Source organism: Cupriavidus sp. L7L (genome assembly GCF_004353535.1).
Lineage (GTDB): Bacteria > Pseudomonadota > Gammaproteobacteria > Burkholderiales > Burkholderiaceae > Cupriavidus > Cupriavidus oxalaticus_A.
The window spans coordinates 15056-32859 of record NZ_SMNY01000050.1; the positions used below are offsets into that span (position 1 = coordinate 15056).

The window sequence follows — 17804 nt, forward strand, 5'->3', positions numbered from 1 at the left end:
GTCCCCGTTTTTTTTGCGCCTTGCGCCGTTCTTCCGTCTCGTCCTATGCCCAGCAAGCCAGCCTCGTCCCGCAACCCTGCGCCGCTCAACAAGGCGGATTTCGAGGCGCTCTCGGACTTCCGCTACCAGCTGCGGCGCTTCCTGCGGTTTTCCGAGGATGCGGCGCGCGAGGAAGGGCTGACCGTGCAGCAGTACCTGCTGCTGCTGCATATCCGCGGCAGCGCCGACAAGGAGTGGGCCTCGATCGGCGAGCTGGCCGAACGACTGCAGGCCAAGCAGCACGGCGTGGTGGCGCTGGTCAACCGCTGCGAGGCGGCCGGACTGGTCAAGCGCCGCCTCAATCCCGAGGACCGGCGCGTGGTGCAGGTGCACCTGCTGGCCAAGGGCGAGCGCAGCCTGAACCGGCTGGCGATGCTGCACCGGACCGAGCTGGAATCGCTGCGCAACACCTTCCGCGTGGCACGCATCACGCAGTTCAACGACGACGGCGCCGAGCGCGGCTGAGCCTGCCAGCCGAGCGCCAACCGGGTGCCAACCGGGTGCCAACCGGGCGCCACGGATCCGGTTACAGGCGGTTACCAATCAAAAGCTCCGGTGACACCCGCCGCCCGCGCGCGGCCCTAGACTCGCGCGCATTCATCACCATCATCAATAAGCGCAGTGCGCAGGAGTCGAGCCATGTCCATCCCCTTTCGTTCGGTTGTGCTTGCGGTGCTGGGCGCCGGTGCGCTCGCCGGGTGTGCCACGCCGTATGGCTATGACAACGGCTATGGCGGGGGGTATGGCAGCGGCTACGGCAGCTACGGCACCAATACCGCCTATGGCGGCAGCTATGGTGGAAGCTATGGCGGCAACTACGGCACCAGCGGCACCACCATCAGCGGCTACCCGGCGCAGCAGGGCTATCCCCAGCAGGGCTACCCTCAACAGCAATATCCGCAGCAAGGCTATCCGCAACAGGGGTATCCGCAGCAGCAATATCCGGACGGCGGCTACGACAGCAACGGCTATGGCAACAGCAACTACGGCAACCAGGCGTACGGCGTACGCTACGGCTGGGTAGAGGCCATCGAAGTGGTTGCCGGCCAGCCGCCCTCGACCAGCGGCGCGGGCGCGGTGGTCGGCGGCATCGTCGGTGGCTTGCTCGGCCACCAGGTCGGCGGCGGCCGCGGCAATACGGTAGCGACCATCGGCGGCGCCGTGGTAGGCGCGGTGGCCGGCAACGAGGTCGAGAAGCGCACCGGCACCAGCGCGCCGGCCTACCGCCTGCGCGTGCGCACCAGCGACAACGCCTACCTGACGCTGACGCAGTCCAACGCCTACCAGATGCGCATCGGCGACCGCGTCAAGGTCGAGAACGGCGTGGCGGTACCGTACTGACCGATGCCGATGCGATGGCGCTCCCGGCCGGCTAGGCTTCGGTGCTGAACAGCTGCGCGTAATCCGTGCGCAGCTGGCGCTTGAGCAGCTTGCCGGCCGTATTGCGCGGCAGGTCGTCGACGAACACGATGCGCTTCGGCACCTTGAACGGCGCCAGCGCTTCGCGCGCATGCGCGATCAGCGCCTCTTCGCTGGCCTCCTGGCCGCGCTTGCGCACCACGCACGCGGCCACTGCCTCGACCCACTTCGGATGCGGCAGCGCGAACACCGCCGCTTCGGCCACCGCGCCATGCGTGTACAGGCACTCCTCCACTTCCCGGCTCGAGACCAGCACGCCGCCTGAATTGATCACGTCCTTGATCCGGTCGACCACGTACAGGTAGCCCTCGGCATCCATGTAGCCGAGGTCGCCGGAATGGAACCAGCCGCCGGCAAAGGCTTCGGCGGTCTGCTCCGGCTTGTCCCAGTACCCGGTCAGCAGTTGCGGCGAGCGGTGCACGATCTCGCCGAGCTCGCCGGGAGGGACGTCCTGCATGGTCTCGTCGACGATGCGCGTCTCGACATTCAGCACCGGCCGTCCTGCCGACGCGGGCCGCGCCGCATGCTCGTCGGGGCCCAGCACTGTCGCCAGCGGCCCGATTTCGCTCTGCCCGTAGCAGTTGTAGAAGCGCAGCGCCGGCAGCTTCTGCTGCAACTCCAGCAGCACCGGCACCGGCATGATCGATGCCCCGTAGTAGGCCTTGACCAGCGCGCCGAGCCTGGCGGGCTCGAACTCGGCATGGCGCAGCAGCGAGATCCAGACCGTGGGCGGGGCAAAGAAGCTGGTGATGCCTTCCGCGTGGATGGTGCGCAGGCAGTAGCCCGCCTCGGGGCTGTCGGCGATCAGCGTGGTGCCGCCGCACAGCAGCAGCGGCATCAGGAACACGTGCATCTGCGCCGAGTGGTACAGCGGCAGCGCTGCCAGCGAATAGTCCGTGGCGCGGATGTCGCAGGCGTCAATCGTGCTGACATACTCGGCCAGCAGCGCGCGGTGGGTCAGCACCGCGCCCTTGGGTGCGGAGGTCGTGCCGGAGGTGTACAGGATCTGCGCCGGCGTGGTGTCGGCGAGGCTGTCGAGTATTGGTGCTTCGGGCCCGCTGGCTGCCGCGGCGAGGATATCGCGCGCACTGCCGCCGCCATGCAGCGTGCCGCCGATGCGGCACGGCAGGCCTTCGATGCGCGCCGCCAGTGCCGGGTCGGCAAAGATCGCGCTGGCGCCCGACTGCGTCACGAGGTATTCCGCCTCCGCTCGCGTCATCGAGAAGTTGACCGGCACATGGACCAGGCCGCTGCGCAGGCAGGCCAGCCACAGCAGCACGTACGCATCCGAGTTCTTGCCAAAGGCCGCGACGCGGTCGCCGGGGCGCAGGCCCCATCGTGCCAGCGCGCCGGCCACGCGGGCGGCGGCGAGGTCGAGTTCGCGGTAGCTCCAGGCCCGCTCGCCGAAGCGGAGCGCGGTCTTGGCGGGACTGCGCCGCACCGCGCGGGCGATGGCGTCGGGGATGGTGTTGCGCAGGGCGCGCTGCTGCTCTGACTGCATGGTGGTCTCCGTCGTTATGGTTTGAGGGTCCAGCAAGTCTTTGAAGCCAAGCGCCGAGGATAAGGGCTGCCGCCTCGCCCTGGCAAGGCGGCGCAGGGGGCGAGCGCCCCCGGGTGGCCTGTTACAGCGTCTGCGCCAGGAAGGCCAGCGCGCGCCCGTGTGCCAGCGCGGCACTGGGCTGGTGGTACGAGGCCCGCGCCCAGCAGTTGAAGCCGTGGTCGGCGTTGCCGTAGACGTGGATCTCGGTGCCGGGTTTGCCGGCCACCGCGTCGCGCACGCTCTGCACGGCCTCGGGCGGGATGTGCGCGTCGAGCGCGCCGTAGTGGAACTGCACCGGCACGCGGATGTTCGCCGCTTCCTGCAGCTGGTTCTGGATGCCGCCGCCATAGTACGGCACCGCCGCGTCGACCAGCCCGCGCGCCGCGCTCAGGTACGACAGCAGGCCGCCGAAGCAGTAGCCCACCGCTGCGACCTTGCCGGCGCCGGTACGCTGGCGCAGCGCCTGCACGGTGGCGGCGATGTCGCCCATCGCGGCTTCGATGTCGACCGCCTGGCGCAGCGCCAGCGCACGCGTCATGTCGTCGCCGGCGTAGCCCAGTTCGACGCGCGGCGCGTCGCGCCAGAACACGTCGGGCGCCAGCACGGCATAGCCGTCGGCGGCGTACTGGTCAGCCACCGCGCGGATGTGTTCGTTCACGCCGAAGATTTCCTGCAGCAGCACGATGCCGGGCGCGCCGGGCCGGACGCCCGCCGGCGGCAGGCTGAGGTAGGCGTCGAAGCTGCCCGCGTCGCTGTCGACGCGGATCCATTGGCTGTCGGGAATGGCTGTCATGGCAAAGGCTCTCCGGAATGGCTCGCTAGGTAGGCGGAACGCGCGGCGCGTGCCGCGCGCCAGCCGCAAGTTTGCCACCGCGCGCGCCGTCGTGCCGGCGCTGTCGTTTGCCGGGTCAGGGAAGCGCTCAATATGCGCGCGATTGCCGGTAGCGCTTGTGCCAGTTGTCGGTATAGGCCTTCACCACCGCCGCATCGCCGCGGATCAGCATGCCGTTCTCGGCATTGCGCTCCTGCGCCGACTTGGTGAAGTTGAACGAGCCGGTGAACACTGCCTGTTCGTCGAACACCATCACTTTGTTGTGCGCGATCGCGGGCTTGTTGTCGATCACCACCGGCACGCCCGCGTGCTTGAGATAGGTGGCGCTGGTATAGCGCTCCGACTGCTGGCTCTTGTCGAGGATCACGCGCACGTCCACGCCGCGCCGGTGCGCCTGCGCCACGGCTTCGGCGATCGGTGCGCTGGTGAACGAGTAAGCCTGGATCAGCAGCTGCCGGCGCGTGCTGCGGATGGCATTGACCAGCAGCGCCTGGCAGCTCGCACCGTCGGGCACGAAGCACAGCGTGTAGCCGCTGCCCTGCGCGAACGCCTTGCTCGGCGCGGGGCTGGCCTCGGGCGGCTGCGCTGGCTTGCCGGACCGCGAAGGCAGGTGCTTCGCTACCGCTTCGCTGAAGGTGTCGCTGATGCTGTTGGTGATGGACTCGGTGACCTGGTCGAAGCCGGACGCCGAACGCGCATGCGCGATCAGGGCGAAGGGGCTGAACGAGGTGAAGGCCGATACGGCGGCGGCGAGGGCAAGGCCCAGTACGGTACGGCGGAACATTCGGTAAGTCAGGGCGCGTAGGTCGCGACGTTTATGCTGGCTTCGGTCAGGGACAGCCTGCGCGCGCCGCGCGGCGCGGGCTGTGGTGCGCGGGACCGCAGCGTAGCAGCCGCATACGCCACTGGCAAAGGGCGATGTGTAACAGGATATGCGCCGGCGGCACCGGCCTTGGGACTATCGGCGCATGGCGCCTATGATGGATGGAACCCCGCGGGCCTGCCCGCCAAGGAGAGGGACATGTCGAACCATACCTACAAGCTGGTCGAAATCGTCGGCTCTTCGCCGGATGGCTGCGATGCGGCGATCCGCAGCGCCATCGCCAAGGCTGGCGAAACCATCAAGAACATCGACTGGTTCGAAGTGGTGGAAACGCGCGGCCATATCGAGAACGGCAAGATCGCTCATTTCCAGGTCACGCTGAAGGTCGGCTTCCGCGTGACCTGAGCCCGGCGCGCTCGCGGCTTGCGCCGCGTATCGTTCCTGCTTCGGACTGCTTGGCCTCCTGCATTTACAGAGCGGCCGGCGGCGGCCCGTTCGCCGCGGTCAACTGCGGCGCAATCCCCGACGGGCGCATGCCCGCGCGGTCAACGATCAAGGCAGGCGGATTTCCTTCACGTCGAAGTGCGATTCGCCGATCAGCTCCTTGTCGTACTCGCCGACCAGCTCCACCGTGGTGCTGGCGTCGACGGGCTTCTGCGCCGGCCACACCTTCTGCTTGGTCTTCACGGATGATGCGCCGGCGCGGCTGAACCGTCGCTGAACGGCATGCAGGCACCGCGACGATTTATCATGCTGGGTTCGCGCGCCACATGCGCGCAAAATCCACCGGATCCCAGATTGCGTTTCCTGCACACCGCCGACTGGCATCTCGGCCGGCTCTTCCATGCCCGCAGCCTGCTGGAAGACCAGGCCCATATCCTTGGCCAGTTCGTTGAACTGGTCAAAGCTGAACGACCCGACGCCGTGCTGATCGCCGGCGACGTCTATGACCGCGCCGTGCCACCGCCCGAGGCCGTGGCGCTGCTCGACGCCGTGCTGGGCCGCATTGTCGTCGATGCCGGCGTTCCGGTGGTGATGATCGCCGGTAACCATGACAGCGCGCAGCGGCTGGAATTCGGCGCGCGCCTGATGCGCGCGCAGGGCCTGCACGTGGCCGGCCGCACGCTGGCCGAGGCCGCCAGCGTGACGCTGCAGGACGCGCACGGCGAAGTGCGCGTCTACGCGCTGCCCTATGCCGAGCCCGCGGTGGTGCGCGACGCCATGGGCGCCGATCTGCCCTCGCACGAAGCCGCGCTGCGCGCGCAGCTCGACGCGATCCGCGCGGTCCATCCCCCGGGCGTGCGCGCGGTGGTGGTGGGCCATGCCTTCGTGGTCGGCGGCGCGGCCAGCGAATCGGAGCGGCCGCTGTCGGTCGGCGGCAGCGGCGCCGTGGCGGCCGACCTGTTCGCCGGTTTCGACCTGGTCGCGCTGGGCCACCTGCACCGGCCGCAGACGCTTGGCGGGGGCCGCATCCATTACGCCGGCTCGCTGCTCAAGTACTCGCTGTCCGAATGCGCGCACGACAAGTCGGTGTCGCGCATCGAGCTCGATGGCGATGGCACCGTCTCGATCACGCCGGTGCCGCTGCAGCCGCTGCGCGACGTGCGCGTGGTGGAAGGCGAACTGGCCGCGCTGCTTGCCGCTGGCGCAGATGACCCGCAGCGCGACGACTATATCCATGCACGCCTGACCGATGCCGGCGCGCTGCTCGACCCCATGGCCAAGCTGCGCCAGGTCTACCCCAATGCGCTGGCGATCGAGCGCGCGGTGCTGGCGCGCAGCGGCACGGCCTCGGAAGCGGGCCGCCAGCTGCGCCAGCTTGGCACCGGCGAGCTGTTTGCCAGCTTTTTCCGCGAGGTGGCCGATGCCGAGCTGGAGCCGGGCCACCGCGAGGTGCTGGACCATGTGCTGGCCGGCATGGCGGCGGCGGAGCGGGAGTCGGCATGAGACCGCTGCACCTGACCCTGCAGGCCTTCGGGCCGTTTGCCGCGACCGAGCAGGTCGATTTCACGCGGCTCGGCGACCAGGCCTTCTTCCTGATCCACGGCCCCACCGGCGCCGGCAAGACCACGCTGCTCGACGCCATCTGCTTTGCGCTGTATGGCGATACCTCCGGCGGCGAGCGCAGTGCGCAGGCCATGCGCAGCGCCAACGCCGCGCCGGGACTGCGCACCGAGGTCACGCTGGAATTCAGCCTGGGCGCGCAACGCTGGCGCGTGGTGCGCTCGCCCGCGCAGGAGCGGCCCAAGCAGCGCGGCGAGGGCTGGCTGACGGAGCCGGCCAAGGCGCAGCTCGACCAGCATGACGGCAATGGCTGGGTCAGCAAGGCTGGCCAGCCGGGCAAGGTCAGCGATGCCATCCGCGAGCTGCTCGGCTTCGACAGCGCGCAGTTCCGCCAGGTCATCGTGCTGCCGCAAGGGCGCTTCCGCGAACTGCTGACCGCCAGTTCGCAGGCGCGGCAGGCGATCCTGGAGCGCTTGTTCCGGACCGAGCTCTATCGCCGCGTGGAAGAACTGCTGAAGACGCAGGCGGCCGGCATCCGCCGCGATGCCGAGCGCATCGGCATCCAGCGCGACGAAGCGCTGCGGCAGGCCGGCATGGAGAGCGCGCAGGCGCTTGCCGACGGCATTGCCGCGCTGCAGGCGGAAATGCATGCGCTGCAGGCACAGGAGCAGGGCGCACGCCAGGCGCTGGCTGCTGCGCAGGCGGCGCTGGGCGCGGGCGAACAGGTCGCGGCGCGGCTGCAGGAGCGCCAGCAGGCCGAAGCCGCGCACACGGCGTTGCTGGCACAGCAACCCGTGATGGAGGCCGAACGCATGCGGCTGCAGGCGGCGCAGCGGGCGGCACGCGTCAACCCGGCATTGCAGCAGTGGCAGCTCGCGCAGCGGGACCTCACTGCGGCCGGAACCGCGCTTGAGCAGGCCGAAGCGGGCGCGGCACGCACCACGCAGCAGGCGGCGCAGGCCGCCGCCGCATTGCAGGCCGAGACCGGCCGTGCCGGATTGCGCTCGGCCGCGCAGCGGCGCTGCGCGGAACTGGACGCCATGCTGCCGCGCGCGCGCCAGCTCGGCACGCTGCGCGAGGCCCTGGAGGCGGCACAGCAGAAGCAAGCCGCCACCACCGCGGCGCGCGAGCGTGCCGCCGCCAGGCTGGCGGCGAGCCAGGCCGAGGCCGTGGCGGCGGAGGCCGCGCTCGGGCAGGCACAGCTGGCTGCCGCGCAGCTGCAAGGCACGCAACTGCAGCTCGCCGCGCTGCAGGAAAAGTCGCGGCAATTCAGCCGTCACGCGCAGGCGATGCAGGCGCTCGCCAATGCCGTCGCGCAGGCAGCCGACGTGGAAGCGGCGCTGCAACTGGCCGACCGCATGCGCGAACGCCGCCGTGCCGCGCTGGCCGAAGCCGAAGCCGCGTGGCGCGCCGGCCAGGCGGCCCGGCTGGCGGCGTTGCTCGCCACCGGCGAGGCGTGTCCGGTATGCGGCAGCAGTGCGCATCCCACGCCGGCGCAGCATGTCGAGACACCGCTGTCCGATGAGGCGCTGGAGCAGGCGCGCGGCGCCATGCTCGAGGCCGAGTCGCAGGCGGTGCGTTGCGCCGGCCAGCTACAAGCCGCGCAGGCCGCCAGCTTGCAGGCGCGCGAGCGCGCCGAGGAACTCGCGCAGGCCCTGGGCGATGTCTCGGAGGAGGCCGCGCGGCAGCTGAAGACAGACATGGCAACGCTGGAAGCCGCGCTGGCAGCAGGCCAGCAGGCAGCGGCCAGCGTTGGCCAGTGCGAAGCCGCCATCGCCGCCAGCCGCGCCGCGCGCGAGGCGGCGGAGCTCGCCGGCCGCGAAGCCGCCGCCGCAGCGGAAACGGCTTCGCAAGCGCTGGCGCAGTGCCAGGTCGAATGGCAGGTTGCCTGCGCGCAGGTTCCCGAAGACTCGCGCGATCCGGTGGCGCTGGCCGAAGCCCTGCGCCAGGCCCAGGCCGATGCCGCGGCGCTGGAGCACGCGCTCGCCACCGCGCAGGCGGCGGAACGGCAGGCAGCCACCGATGCCGCCGCCGCGCAGGCCGCGCTCGGCTCGGCCCGGCAGGCCCAGGCGCAAGCCGCCGCGCGCCTTGCCGAGTCGGAAGGCGCGCTGGCGCAAGCGTTGGCGCGTGAAGGTCTTGCCGATGCACGGGCGCATGCCGCGGCCAGCCTGCCCGATGCCGAGATGGCGCGTATCGACCAGGCGCTGCGTGCATTCGATATGGAGCTGGTCTCCGCCGCCCGGCTGCGCGAGCGCGCCGACGCCGCCGCGCAAGGGCTCGGCGTGCCGGACCTGGACGGATTGCGCGCCGCCGGGCAGGCCGCCGCCGACGCAGTCGAAGCCCTGGTCCGGCAACAGGCGGATCGCGGCCGCGCGCGCGACACGCTGCAGCAATGCCAGTTGCGCCTGCAGCAGCTCGACGCGCAGGGCCGCGATATCGAAGCCCGCTATGCGGTGCTGGGCCGGCTGGCCGAGGTGGCCAACGGCAACAACCCGCGCCGCATGACCTTCCAGCGCTTCGTGCTGGCAACGCTGCTTGACGAGGTGCTGGAAGCCGCGTCGGCGCGGCTGCTGGCGATGAGCCGGGGCCGCTATGTGCTGCAGCGCGTGCGCGAGCAGGCCGACCAGCGCAGTGCAGGCGGGCTGGATATTGAAGTGTTCGACCACGACACCGGGGCGCCGCGCCCGGCCAATACGCTGTCGGGCGGCGAAGGCTTCCTGGCGTCGCTGTCGCTGGCTCTTGGCCTGGCCGACGTGGTGCAGTCGCGCGCGGGCGGCATCCAGCTCGATACGCTGTTCGTTGACGAAGGGTTCGGCACGCTGGATCCGGAAAGCCTGGACTTTGCCATCCGCACGCTGCTCGACCTGCAGCAAGCCGGCCGATTGGTAGGGATCATCTCGCACGTGGCAGAACTGCGCGAGCGCATCGACGTGCGTCTGGAAGTGCGGCCGGGGGTTGGCGGCAGCCGCGCCACGCTGAGCGGCGTGGCGGCCGCGGCCTGAGATATTTGCGTATTTGCCGGCCGGGGTGGCCGGCATGCCGCTCAGCCGACGAACACCTGGCGGCACCGGATCGCCATGACCTGCGCCTCGAACGCGCGTGCGGCGGCCCGCGCCAGCCGCGCGCGGCGCGACAGCTTGGGCGCAACGCCGAGACCTGTCGCGGACGCGATGCTTCGCTTGTTTTCCTGGCCCAATCCCCACGCCTGCTGCGTAACCTGCAGGATGCGCGCAAGGGCTGCGGCATGTTGCGTGGAGGCATTCGGGACATTGGCGGTGGCCATGGTCTGACTCCTCGTTCTTGTCTGTTGCCTGGTGGCGCGCCTGAGCCGGGTGGTCCGGGGGCTGCTGTGCGGGCGCTGCCTTCCTCTGATTCAACGATAGTCCCCGCGACCCCGGCGCAACATCGACAGCGAACCGATTCCCCTGTCGGTTCTGTCCTACACGGGAAGCCGCCGTCACCTCGCGCGGTGATCGCCCACCGTGTGTGCCCTGGGCGGGCCCACTGGTTGACCGTCGCCCGCGCGCAGGTGTAACCTGTTCATTCTGCGAATTCAAGTTCTAATAGCGAACAATGGCCAGCCAACCGCTGGCGGCTTTCGGATCGCGGCCGTGGCAACCGCGCGGCCCCAAACAACACCACGCAGACTGCTGGACCGTTCAACGGGCGGTACTGGCGGCGCCAATGCCGCCGGCTGCGAACGAACATCCTTCCGGCAGGACTATCGGAGACCGTCTTTCATGCGCCGCGCCTTGCGGCCCGCTCTGGTAGCCTGCGGATCTTCCGACCTGGAAACGCAAGTGATCAACAAGCTATACGACACGGTGGAAGCGGCGGTGGCCGGCATCCACGACGGCGCCACCATCCTCATTGGTGGCTTTGGCCTCGCAGGCATGCCCGCGGAACTGATCGACGCGCTGATCGAGCAAGGCGCGCGCGACCTGACCATCGTCAACAACAACGCCGGCAACGGCGACACCGGCCTGGCTGCGCTGCTGAAGGCCAGGCGCGTGCGCAAGATCATTTGCTCGTTCCCGCGCCAGACGGACTCGTACGTGTTCGACTCGCTCTACCACGCCGGCGAGATCGAGCTGGAACTGGTGCCGCAGGGCAACCTGGCCGAGCGCATCCGCGCTGCTGGCGCCGGCATCGGCGGCTTCTTTACCCGCACCGCCTACGGCACGCCGCTGGCAGAGGGCAAGGAGACCCGCATCATCGATGGCCAGGGCTACGTGTTCGAATCGCCGATCCACGCCGACTTCGCGCTGATCAAGGCCGACACCGCCGACCGCTGGGGCAACCTCACCTACCGCAAGACCGCGCGCAACTTTGGCCCGATCATGGCCATGGCCGCCAAGTGCGCCATCGTGCAGGTCAACAAGGTTGTCGAGCTGGGTGAGATGAACCCCGAACACATCGTGACGCCGGGCCTCTTCGTCAAGCGCGTCGTCAAGGTCGCCTGAGCGCGGCAACAGGAGAAACAGCATGCAACGCCTGACCCGCGACCAGATGGCCGCCCGCGTGGCCAAAGACATTCCGGAAGGAGCCGTGGTCAACCTCGGCATCGGCCTGCCGACGCTCGTCGGCAACCACCTGCCCGCAGACAAGGAAATCCTGCTGCATAGCGAGAACGGCCTGCTCGGCATGGGCCCCGCGCCCGCTGCCGGCGAGGAAGACGGCGACCTGATCAACGCCGGCAAGCAGCCGGTGACGATCAAGCCGGGCGGCTCGTACTTCCACCACGCCGATTCGTTCGCGATGATGCGCGGCGGCCACCTCGACTTCTGCGTGCTGGGCGCGTTCCAGGTGTCGGAAAAGGGCGACCTGGCCAACTGGCACACCGGCGCGCCCGGCGCCATCCCCGCCGTGGGCGGCGCGATGGACCTGGCGATCGGCGCCAAGCAGGTGTTCGTGATGATGGAACACCAGACCAAGCAGGGCGAAAGCAAGATCGTGCCGCAGTGCACTTATCCGCTGACCGGCATCGGTTGCGTGACGCGCATCTACACTGACCTTGCCACGCTCGACGTGACCCCCGACGGCCTGGTCGCGCGCGACCTGGTGGAAGGCCTGAGTTTTGAAGAACTGCAGCGCCTGACCGGCGTGCCCCTGAAGCAGGCCTGAGCGCCGCATCGATATCCATCACAAAGAGAGAGACACACCATGACCGAAGCCTTTATCTGCGACGCCATCCGCACGCCCATCGGCCGCTACGGCGGCAGCCTGTCCGCGGTGCGCCCGGATGACCTCGGCGCGGTGCCGCTGAAGGCACTGATGGCCCGCAATCCCAATGTCGACTGGAAGGCCATCGATGACGTGATCTACGGCAACGCCAACCAGGCCGGCGAAGACAACCGCAACGTGGCGCGCATGTCGTCGCTGCTGGCGGGCCTGCCGCAGGACGTGCCGGGCGCCACCATCAACCGCCTGTGCGGCTCCGGCATGGACGCCACCGGCACCGCCGCGCGCGCCATCAAGGCGGGCGAAGCGCAGCTGATGATCGCCGGCGGCGTGGAAAGCATGAGCCGCGCCCCGTTCGTGATGGGCAAGGCCACCAGCGCCTTCTCGCGCGATGCGCAGATCTTCGACACCACCATCGGCTGGCGCTTCATCAACCCGGCCATGCGCGCGGCCTACGGCGTGGACTCCATGCCCGAGACCGCCGAGAACGTCGCCACCGACTACAAGATCAGCCGCGAAGACCAGGACCTGATGGCGCTGCGCAGCCAGGAGAAGGCTTCGCGCGCGCAGGCCGACGGCACGCTGGCGCAGGAGATCACCGCGGTCACCATCGCCCAGAAGAAGGGCGACCCGATCGTGGTCGAGCGCGACGAGCACCCGCGCGCCACCAGCATGGAAGCGCTGGCCAAGCTGCGCGGCGTGGTCCGCCCTGACGGCACCGTCACCGCCGGCAACGCCTCGGGCGTGAACGACGGCGCCTGCGCGCTGCTGCTGGCGAGCGAAGCCGGCATCAAGCAACACGGCCTGACCCCGCGTGCGCGCATCGTCGGCATGGCCACCGCCGGCGTGGCGCCGCGCGTGATGGGCATCGGCCCGGCACCGGCGACGCAGAAGCTGCTCAAGCAACTGGGCATGACGCTGGACCAGATCGACGTGATCGAGCTGAACGAAGCGTTCGCCGCGCAGGGCCTGGCTGTGCTGCGCGAACTGGGCGTGGCCGACGACGACAAGCGCGTCAACCCGAACGGCGGCGCGATCGCGCTGGGCCACCCGCTCGGCATGAGCGGCGCGCGCCTGGTGACCACCGCGATGTACCAGCTGCACCGCACCGGCGGCCGCTTCGCGCTGTGCACGATGTGCATCGGCGTGGGCCAGGGTATTGCGATGGTGATCGAGCGCGTTTAATCGTTGTCGTCGCATTGCTGAGTGTTGGCTCCCCTCTCCCGCTTGCGGGAGAGGGAGCAAGACCGCGGTAGTCCTGAAAGTGAGTCAAAGATGTCCCTCCCCGTAGCCACCCTCGTCACCGGCGGCAGTTCCGGCATCGGCCGCGCCATCTGCGAAATGCTGCTGGCCGATGGCGTGACCCAGGTGGTCAATGTCGACTACGCCGCGCCGGCCTGGTCGCATCCCAACATGACCTTTTTCCAGGCCGACCTGACCGACGCCGACGCGACCCGCGCCGTGGCCGAGCAGGTCACGTCGCGCTTTGCCGTCACGCGCCTGGTGAACAATGCCGGCGCCACCCGTCCCGGCACCGCCGACAGCGCCACCGTTGCCGACCTGGATTACGTGACCGGCCTGCACCTGCAAGCGCCGCTGCTGCTGCTGCAAGCCTGCCTGCCCGCGATGCGCGCCGCAGGCTTCGGCCGCATCGTCAACATGGCCTCGCGCGCCGCGCTGGGAAAGCCCGAGCGCGTGGTGTACTCGGCCACCAAGGCCGGCCTGATCGGCATGACCCGCACGCTCGCGATGGAACTTGGCGGCGACGGCATCACCGTCAACGCGGTGGCCCCGGGCCCGATCGCCACCGAGCTGTTCCGCAAGAGCAACCCGGAAGGCGCCGAGCAGACCAAACGCATCCTTGCCAGCATCACCGTCAAGCGCATGGGCACCCCGGAAGACGTCGCGCGCGCCGCGCTGTTCTTTCTGTCGCCGGACAACGGTTTCGTCACCGGCCAGGTGATGTACGTGTGCGGCGGCACCACGCTGGGCGTTGCGCCGGTATAAGCGCGCGCCGGCACTCAAAGATTCGACAAGAAGAGACGTTAACCAAACGTCACGCATGGCGGCCCGGAGCCGGGCCGTCAACCGGGATGCGCGCGAGTGCGCGGCATCCGTTCGGGAACGGCAATCACGCCATTTCAGCACAACGTCCTGCACGGGCCCCAATCTCCGTTGGGACAGCTTTACCGGAGTAATACCGATGAGACACGATTCCCAGACCTCCACCACGCGCCGCCGCCTGCTCGCCGCCGGCGTGGCGCTGGCCACCACCTTTGCCGGCTTCGCTGGCGCCGCGCACGCACAAGGCGGCTACCCGACCAAGCCGATCACGCTGATCGTGCCGTTCTCGGCCGGCGGCACCACCGACATCCTGGCCCGCATCGTCGGCCTGCAACTGGGCAAGGCGCTCGGCCAGCCGGTGGTGATCGACAACCGTCCGGGCGCGGGCGGCAACATCGGCGCTTCGCTGGCGGCCAAGGCGCCGGGCGACGGCTACACGCTGTTCATGGGCACCATCGGCACGCACGCGATCAACCAGTCGCTGTATTCCAAGCTGCCGTATGACCCGGTCAAGGACTTCGCGCCGATCACCCGCGTGGCGATGGTGCCGAACCTGGTGGTGGTGAACCCCAAGGTGCCGGTCAACAACGTCAAGGAACTGATCGCCTACGTGAAGGCCAATCCGGACAAGCTGTCGTATGGCTCGTCGGGCAGCGGCTCGTCGATGCACCTGTCGGGTGAGCTGTTCAACTCGATGACCGGCCTGCATATCCAGCACATTCCGTACAAGGGCAGCGCGCCGGCGGTGAATGACCTGCTGGGCAACCAGATCGGCCTGATGTTCGACAACATGCCGTCGTCGTATCCGCATGTGAAGGCGGGCAAGCTGCGTGCGATCGCCGTGACTTCGGCCAAGCGCTCGCCGGCGCTGCCGAACGTGCCGACCGTGGCCGAGTCGGGCGTGCCGGGCTATGAGGCGACTTCGTGGTTCGCGCTGTACGCCACGGGCGGCACGCCGCAGCCGATCGTCGATCGCCTGAACGCGGAAGTGGTCAAGATCCTGGCCATGCCGGAAGTGAAGAAGCAAATGGCCGACCAGGGCGCTGAACCCAATCCGGAAAAGCCGGCGCAGCTGGCCGCGTTCATGAAGTCGGAAACCGCCAAGTGGGCGAAGGTTGTGAAGGCTTCGGGTGCTACGGTAGACTGAGCCTGAAGCTTTCTTAGCCTGGAAAATCGCCGGTCCCGTCGGGCTGGTCAGATGGTTGATAACCCCACATTCTTCGGAATGTGGGGTTTTGCTTTTTGGTGGCCAGGGTCAGACGCCCGACCTTACAAGCCTCAATCGCTTCCCAGCTGCGGCCCGCCCCCATGCCGCTTCTCCATCGCGGACTTGAGCAGCGCCGCGCTACGATAGATCCCGTGCGCAAACTTCCCATACGGCAGGGTCGCAAACAACGCCATCACCACGCCAAGATGCACCGCCAGTAGCAACGGCATCGCCAACGTGTCACGCAACGCCAGCAACCCGAGCCCGGTAGCACTGGTCAGCAACAACAGCGCGATGAAACCCCGATCCATCGGGCGTTGGCGCACATCCCCCTGCATCGGATGCCGCCGGAGATTCAGCCATAGCAAGCCCGCAGGCCCGATCAACAGCCCCAACCCGCCAGCGATACCCAGCAGCACCGGCAGGCTGGCAACCGGATACGGCGCATGCCAGCCCAGCAGATAGTGGTACCCGGTAGCTACCGCCGTCGAGGCAAGGCACAGCATGAAGCCATAGAACGTGAAATGGTGGAAGCGCCGCCGTGCCAGCGTAAAGCGATCACTCGCCTCATTGCATCCATCGCCATGACCTCCGTCCAGGTAGGTCAGCGCCAGCACGTTCTTCGCCGCCTCGGCCACCGCAGGCGCTGACGCCGTCCCGGCCGACACATCGCGCCAGAAGCGCCGCACGCCGACCCCGAGCGCAAGCACCGAGAACCCAAACACCGCGCCAAACATCGCCGCCAGCGTGTTGTGCGGGAACACCGCGTAGAAGTTGCCGCCGGCATGCCGCTGCCACAGGGCACCGCCCGTCGTCACCGCCAGCACCAGGAACAATGCCAGCCCGATCGCCAGCGCCACCGCTACCGTCAGGCCGTTGCGCTGGTACAGCTTGCCCAGCGGCGCGGGCCACGCATATTCGCTGTACGTCTCCAGCCGCACCCTGGCCATCGCCTGCGGCACGTTGACGCCAAAGTCATGCGGCGGCGCATACTGGCAAGCGTGGTAGCACGCCCCGCAGTTGTGGCACAGGTTCGCCAGGTAGTTGACATCGGCCTTGCCGAACTCAAGCCGCCGCGTCATCGCCGGGAACACCGCGCAGAACCCTTCGCAATAGCGGCAGGCATTGCAGATCTGCATCTGCCGCGCGACTTCGGCTTCGTTGTCGGTCAGCGGCAGCACCCGGATCACGCGTGCGTTGCCATGCCTGGCGACAGCGTCTGCGCCTGCCAGATCGGCGGCCTCTCGCGCCAGGGCTTCAAGCTTCTGCATGGATCGCTCCCGAGTTGATCCCAGCTGCCCGCGCGGCTTGCGTGCCGGCAATGCGCCCGAAGGCGGTGCCGATCGACATGCCGACTCCGGCCGTATATCCCTTGCCCAGCACGTTGCCCGCCATCATTTCTCCTGCCACAAATAGATTTCCGCTCGGCCTGCCGCCGAAATGCACCTGGGCCCGGTCGTTCACCTTTAGCCCCAGGTAAGTGAAGGTAATGCCCGGCCGCAGCGCATAGCCGTAGAACGGCGCCTGGTCCAGCGGTCGTGCCCAGTGCGTCTTGGCCGGTGCCAGGCCCTCGGTATGGCAATCGTCCAGCGCGGTATGGTCGAACGTGCCGACGCGGCACGCGGTGTTGTAGTCCTGCACGGTGCGCACGAACTGCGCCTCCGGCAGCCCGAGCTTGCGCGCGAGTTCGGGCAGCGTGTCGGCCTTGTCGCCGGGAAATACCGGCGGCATGAAGCGGCCGACGGCCTTGCTGTCGATGATCGAATAGCCGATCTGCCCCGGCTGCTGCGCCACGAGCCGGCCCCAGATCGCATAGCGCTTGGGCCAGAAGTCCTCGCCCTCGTCATAGAAGCGCTCGGCGTCGCGGTTGACGACGATGCCCAGCGACACGCAGTCGATGCGCGTGCAGATGCCGCCGTCATAGAGCGGCGCGCGCGCATCGATGGCGACGCAGTGCGATTGCGACGGATCGCCGATGGCATCGGCACCGGCTTCGATCATGTGCCGCAGCAGCACGCCCTGGTTGAAGCGCGTGCCGCGGATCAGGAAGTTGTCGGCGGGCCATTCGCCGCGTTCGTTCCGGCCCCAGGCCTCGCGCAGCCATTCGCGGTTGGACTCGAAGCCGCCGGCGGCCAGCACGCAGGACCGCGCGGTGAAGCGCTGGCCACCGCTGCGCGCGGCGACGAAGCGGTCGCCATCCATCTCGATCGCGTCGACCGGCGTTTCATAGCGGATCTGCACGCCCATCGCCTCGGCGCTGCGGTAATACGCATTGACCAGCGCCTTGCCGCCACCCATGAAGAAGGCGTTGGTGCGCGCCACATGCAGCGCGCCCGACAGCGGCGGCTGGAAGCGCACGCCATGCTTGCGCATCCACGGCCGGCAGGTGGACGAGGCGCGGATCACCAGCCGCGCCAGGTGCTCGTCGGTGATGCCGCCGGTGACCTTGAGCAGGTCCTGCCAGTACTCTTCCTCGGGATAGGCATCGACCAGCACGTCTTGCGGCGCGTCGTGCATGCAGCGCAGGTTGCGGGTGTGCTGGGAATTGCCGCCACGCCAGGCGCGCGGCGCCGATTCGAGCAGCAGCACCGAGGCCCCGGCTTCGCGCGCCATCAGCGCCGCGCACAGGGCCGCGTTGCCGCCGCCAATAATCAATACGTCCACCAATACGTCGACCATCGGGATTGTCTCCTTG

At 68.8% G+C, this 17804-nt stretch carries 17 protein-coding genes; 10 read left to right on the top strand and 7 right to left on the bottom strand.

Annotation, left to right across the window (positions count from 1 at the left end; genetic code table 11):
• Positions 1-45: 45 nt before the first annotated feature.
• Complete coding sequence (locus E1J61_RS32325) at positions 46-504, top strand: MarR family winged helix-turn-helix transcriptional regulator (RefSeq protein WP_133097926.1); 459 nt, start codon at positions 46-48, stop codon at positions 502-504.
• A gap of 174 nt (positions 505-678) precedes the next feature.
• Complete coding sequence (locus E1J61_RS32330; RefSeq protein WP_133097927.1) at positions 679-1380, top strand: glycine zipper 2TM domain-containing protein; 702 nt, start codon at positions 679-681, stop codon at positions 1378-1380.
• Between the two features lie 31 nt (positions 1381-1411).
• On the opposite strand, the gene E1J61_RS32335 is transcribed toward E1J61_RS32330, so the two are convergent.
• The 3 genes from E1J61_RS32335 to E1J61_RS32345 all read right to left on the bottom strand — a co-directional run bounded on the left by E1J61_RS32335 (position 1412) and on the right by E1J61_RS32345 (position 4614).
• Entirely contained in the window at positions 1412-2959 is a 1548-nt protein-coding gene (locus E1J61_RS32335; protein ID WP_133097928.1) for an acyl-CoA synthetase, read from the bottom strand.
• A gap of 121 nt (positions 2960-3080) precedes the next feature.
• Positions 3081-3791, bottom strand: coding sequence for a dienelactone hydrolase family protein (locus tag E1J61_RS32340; RefSeq protein ID WP_133097929.1), 711 nt, complete (start codon positions 3789-3791; stop codon positions 3081-3083).
• A 127-nt stretch (positions 3792-3918) separates the two neighbouring features.
• Positions 3919-4614: a phospholipase D family protein gene (locus E1J61_RS32345; RefSeq protein WP_133097930.1), complete on the bottom strand. Its 696-nt coding sequence runs from the start codon at positions 4612-4614 to the stop codon at positions 3919-3921.
• A 237-nt stretch (positions 4615-4851) separates the two neighbouring features.
• On the opposite strand from E1J61_RS32345, the gene E1J61_RS32350 reads away from it, so the two are divergent.
• Complete coding sequence (locus E1J61_RS32350; RefSeq protein WP_029048440.1) at positions 4852-5058, top strand: dodecin; 207 nt, start codon at positions 4852-4854, stop codon at positions 5056-5058.
• A 147-nt stretch (positions 5059-5205) separates the two neighbouring features.
• On the opposite strand, the gene E1J61_RS38715 is transcribed toward E1J61_RS32350, so the two are convergent.
• Positions 5206-5340, bottom strand: a complete 135-nt coding sequence (locus E1J61_RS38715) for a hypothetical protein (protein WP_256376149.1) — start codon at positions 5338-5340, stop codon at positions 5206-5208.
• Positions 5341-5451: 111 nt separating this feature from the next.
• Between E1J61_RS38715 and E1J61_RS32355 the strand changes: the two genes are divergently transcribed.
• Both E1J61_RS32355 and E1J61_RS32360 read left to right on the top strand, forming a co-directional pair.
• Entirely contained in the window at positions 5452-6600 is a 1149-nt protein-coding gene (locus tag E1J61_RS32355) for an exonuclease SbcCD subunit D (RefSeq protein WP_133097931.1), read from the top strand.
• The gene (locus tag E1J61_RS32360; protein WP_133097932.1) at positions 6597-9659 is read left to right on the top strand and encodes an AAA family ATPase; all 3063 of its coding nucleotides are present in this window, start codon (positions 6597-6599) and stop codon (positions 9657-9659) included. The genes E1J61_RS32355 and E1J61_RS32360 overlap by 4 nt, the downstream gene beginning before the upstream one ends.
• 41 nt (positions 9660-9700) lie before the next feature.
• Here E1J61_RS32360 and E1J61_RS32365 read toward each other — a convergent pair whose 3' ends face one another.
• A complete protein-coding gene (locus E1J61_RS32365; protein ID WP_133097933.1) occupies positions 9701-9940 on the bottom strand; it encodes a hypothetical protein in 240 nt (79 codons plus the stop codon).
• A 517-nt stretch (positions 9941-10457) separates the two neighbouring features.
• On the opposite strand from E1J61_RS32365, the gene E1J61_RS32370 reads away from it, so the two are divergent.
• From E1J61_RS32370 to E1J61_RS32390, 5 genes are all read left to right on the top strand, one after another.
• On the top strand, positions 10458-11120 hold the full coding sequence (locus E1J61_RS32370) for a 3-oxoacid CoA-transferase subunit A (protein ID WP_195428012.1): 663 nt from the start codon (positions 10458-10460) through the stop codon (positions 11118-11120).
• Positions 11121-11142: 22 nt separating this feature from the next.
• A complete protein-coding gene (locus E1J61_RS32375) occupies positions 11143-11781 on the top strand; it encodes a 3-oxoacid CoA-transferase subunit B (RefSeq protein WP_063241051.1) in 639 nt (212 codons plus the stop codon).
• A 39-nt stretch (positions 11782-11820) separates the two neighbouring features.
• Positions 11821-13023, top strand: coding sequence for a 3-oxoadipyl-CoA thiolase (gene pcaF, locus E1J61_RS32380; RefSeq protein WP_133097935.1), 1203 nt, complete (start codon positions 11821-11823; stop codon positions 13021-13023).
• Between the two features lie 90 nt (positions 13024-13113).
• Positions 13114-13845: an SDR family NAD(P)-dependent oxidoreductase gene (locus E1J61_RS32385; RefSeq protein WP_133097936.1), complete on the top strand. Its 732-nt coding sequence runs from the start codon at positions 13114-13116 to the stop codon at positions 13843-13845.
• Positions 13846-14041: 196 nt separating this feature from the next.
• Complete coding sequence (locus tag E1J61_RS32390) at positions 14042-15049, top strand: tripartite tricarboxylate transporter substrate binding protein (protein ID WP_133097937.1); 1008 nt, start codon at positions 14042-14044, stop codon at positions 15047-15049.
• A 131-nt stretch (positions 15050-15180) separates the two neighbouring features.
• Here the strand turns inward: E1J61_RS32390 and tcuB are convergent, their stop codons facing one another.
• Complete coding sequence (gene tcuB, locus E1J61_RS32395; protein WP_133097938.1) at positions 15181-16380, bottom strand: tricarballylate utilization 4Fe-4S protein TcuB; 1200 nt, start codon at positions 16378-16380, stop codon at positions 15181-15183.
• On the bottom strand, positions 16367-17776 hold the full coding sequence (gene tcuA, locus E1J61_RS32400) for an FAD-dependent tricarballylate dehydrogenase TcuA (protein ID WP_133097967.1): 1410 nt from the start codon (positions 17774-17776) through the stop codon (positions 16367-16369). Before tcuA ends, tcuB begins: the two co-directional genes overlap by 14 nt.
• Between the last annotated feature and the right edge of the window lie 28 nt (positions 17777-17804).

Coding starts and splice junctions, on each gene's coding strand:
- E1J61_RS32325 (WP_133097926.1), top strand. CDS start 46: ATGCCCAGCAAGCCAGCCTCGTCCCGCAACCCTGCGCCGCTCAACAAG.
- E1J61_RS32330 (WP_133097927.1), top strand. CDS start 679: ATGTCCATCCCCTTTCGTTCGGTTGTGCTTGCGGTGCTGGGCGCCGGT.
- E1J61_RS32335 (WP_133097928.1), bottom strand. CDS start 2,959: ATGCAGTCAGAGCAGCAGCGCGCCCTGCGCAACACCATCCCCGACGCC.
- E1J61_RS32340 (WP_133097929.1), bottom strand. CDS start 3,791: ATGACAGCCATTCCCGACAGCCAATGGATCCGCGTCGACAGCGACGCG.
- E1J61_RS32345 (WP_133097930.1), bottom strand. CDS start 4,614: ATGTTCCGCCGTACCGTACTGGGCCTTGCCCTCGCCGCCGCCGTATCG.
- E1J61_RS32350 (WP_029048440.1), top strand. CDS start 4,852: ATGTCGAACCATACCTACAAGCTGGTCGAAATCGTCGGCTCTTCGCCG.
- E1J61_RS32360 (WP_133097932.1), top strand. CDS start 6,597: ATGAGACCGCTGCACCTGACCCTGCAGGCCTTCGGGCCGTTTGCCGCG.
- E1J61_RS32365 (WP_133097933.1), bottom strand. CDS start 9,940: ATGGCCACCGCCAATGTCCCGAATGCCTCCACGCAACATGCCGCAGCC.
- E1J61_RS32375 (WP_063241051.1), top strand. CDS start 11,143: ATGCAACGCCTGACCCGCGACCAGATGGCCGCCCGCGTGGCCAAAGAC.
- pcaF (WP_133097935.1), top strand. CDS start 11,821: ATGACCGAAGCCTTTATCTGCGACGCCATCCGCACGCCCATCGGCCGC.
- E1J61_RS32385 (WP_133097936.1), top strand. CDS start 13,114: ATGTCCCTCCCCGTAGCCACCCTCGTCACCGGCGGCAGTTCCGGCATC.
- E1J61_RS32390 (WP_133097937.1), top strand. CDS start 14,042: ATGAGACACGATTCCCAGACCTCCACCACGCGCCGCCGCCTGCTCGCC.
- tcuB (WP_133097938.1), bottom strand. CDS start 16,380: ATGCAGAAGCTTGAAGCCCTGGCGCGAGAGGCCGCCGATCTGGCAGGC.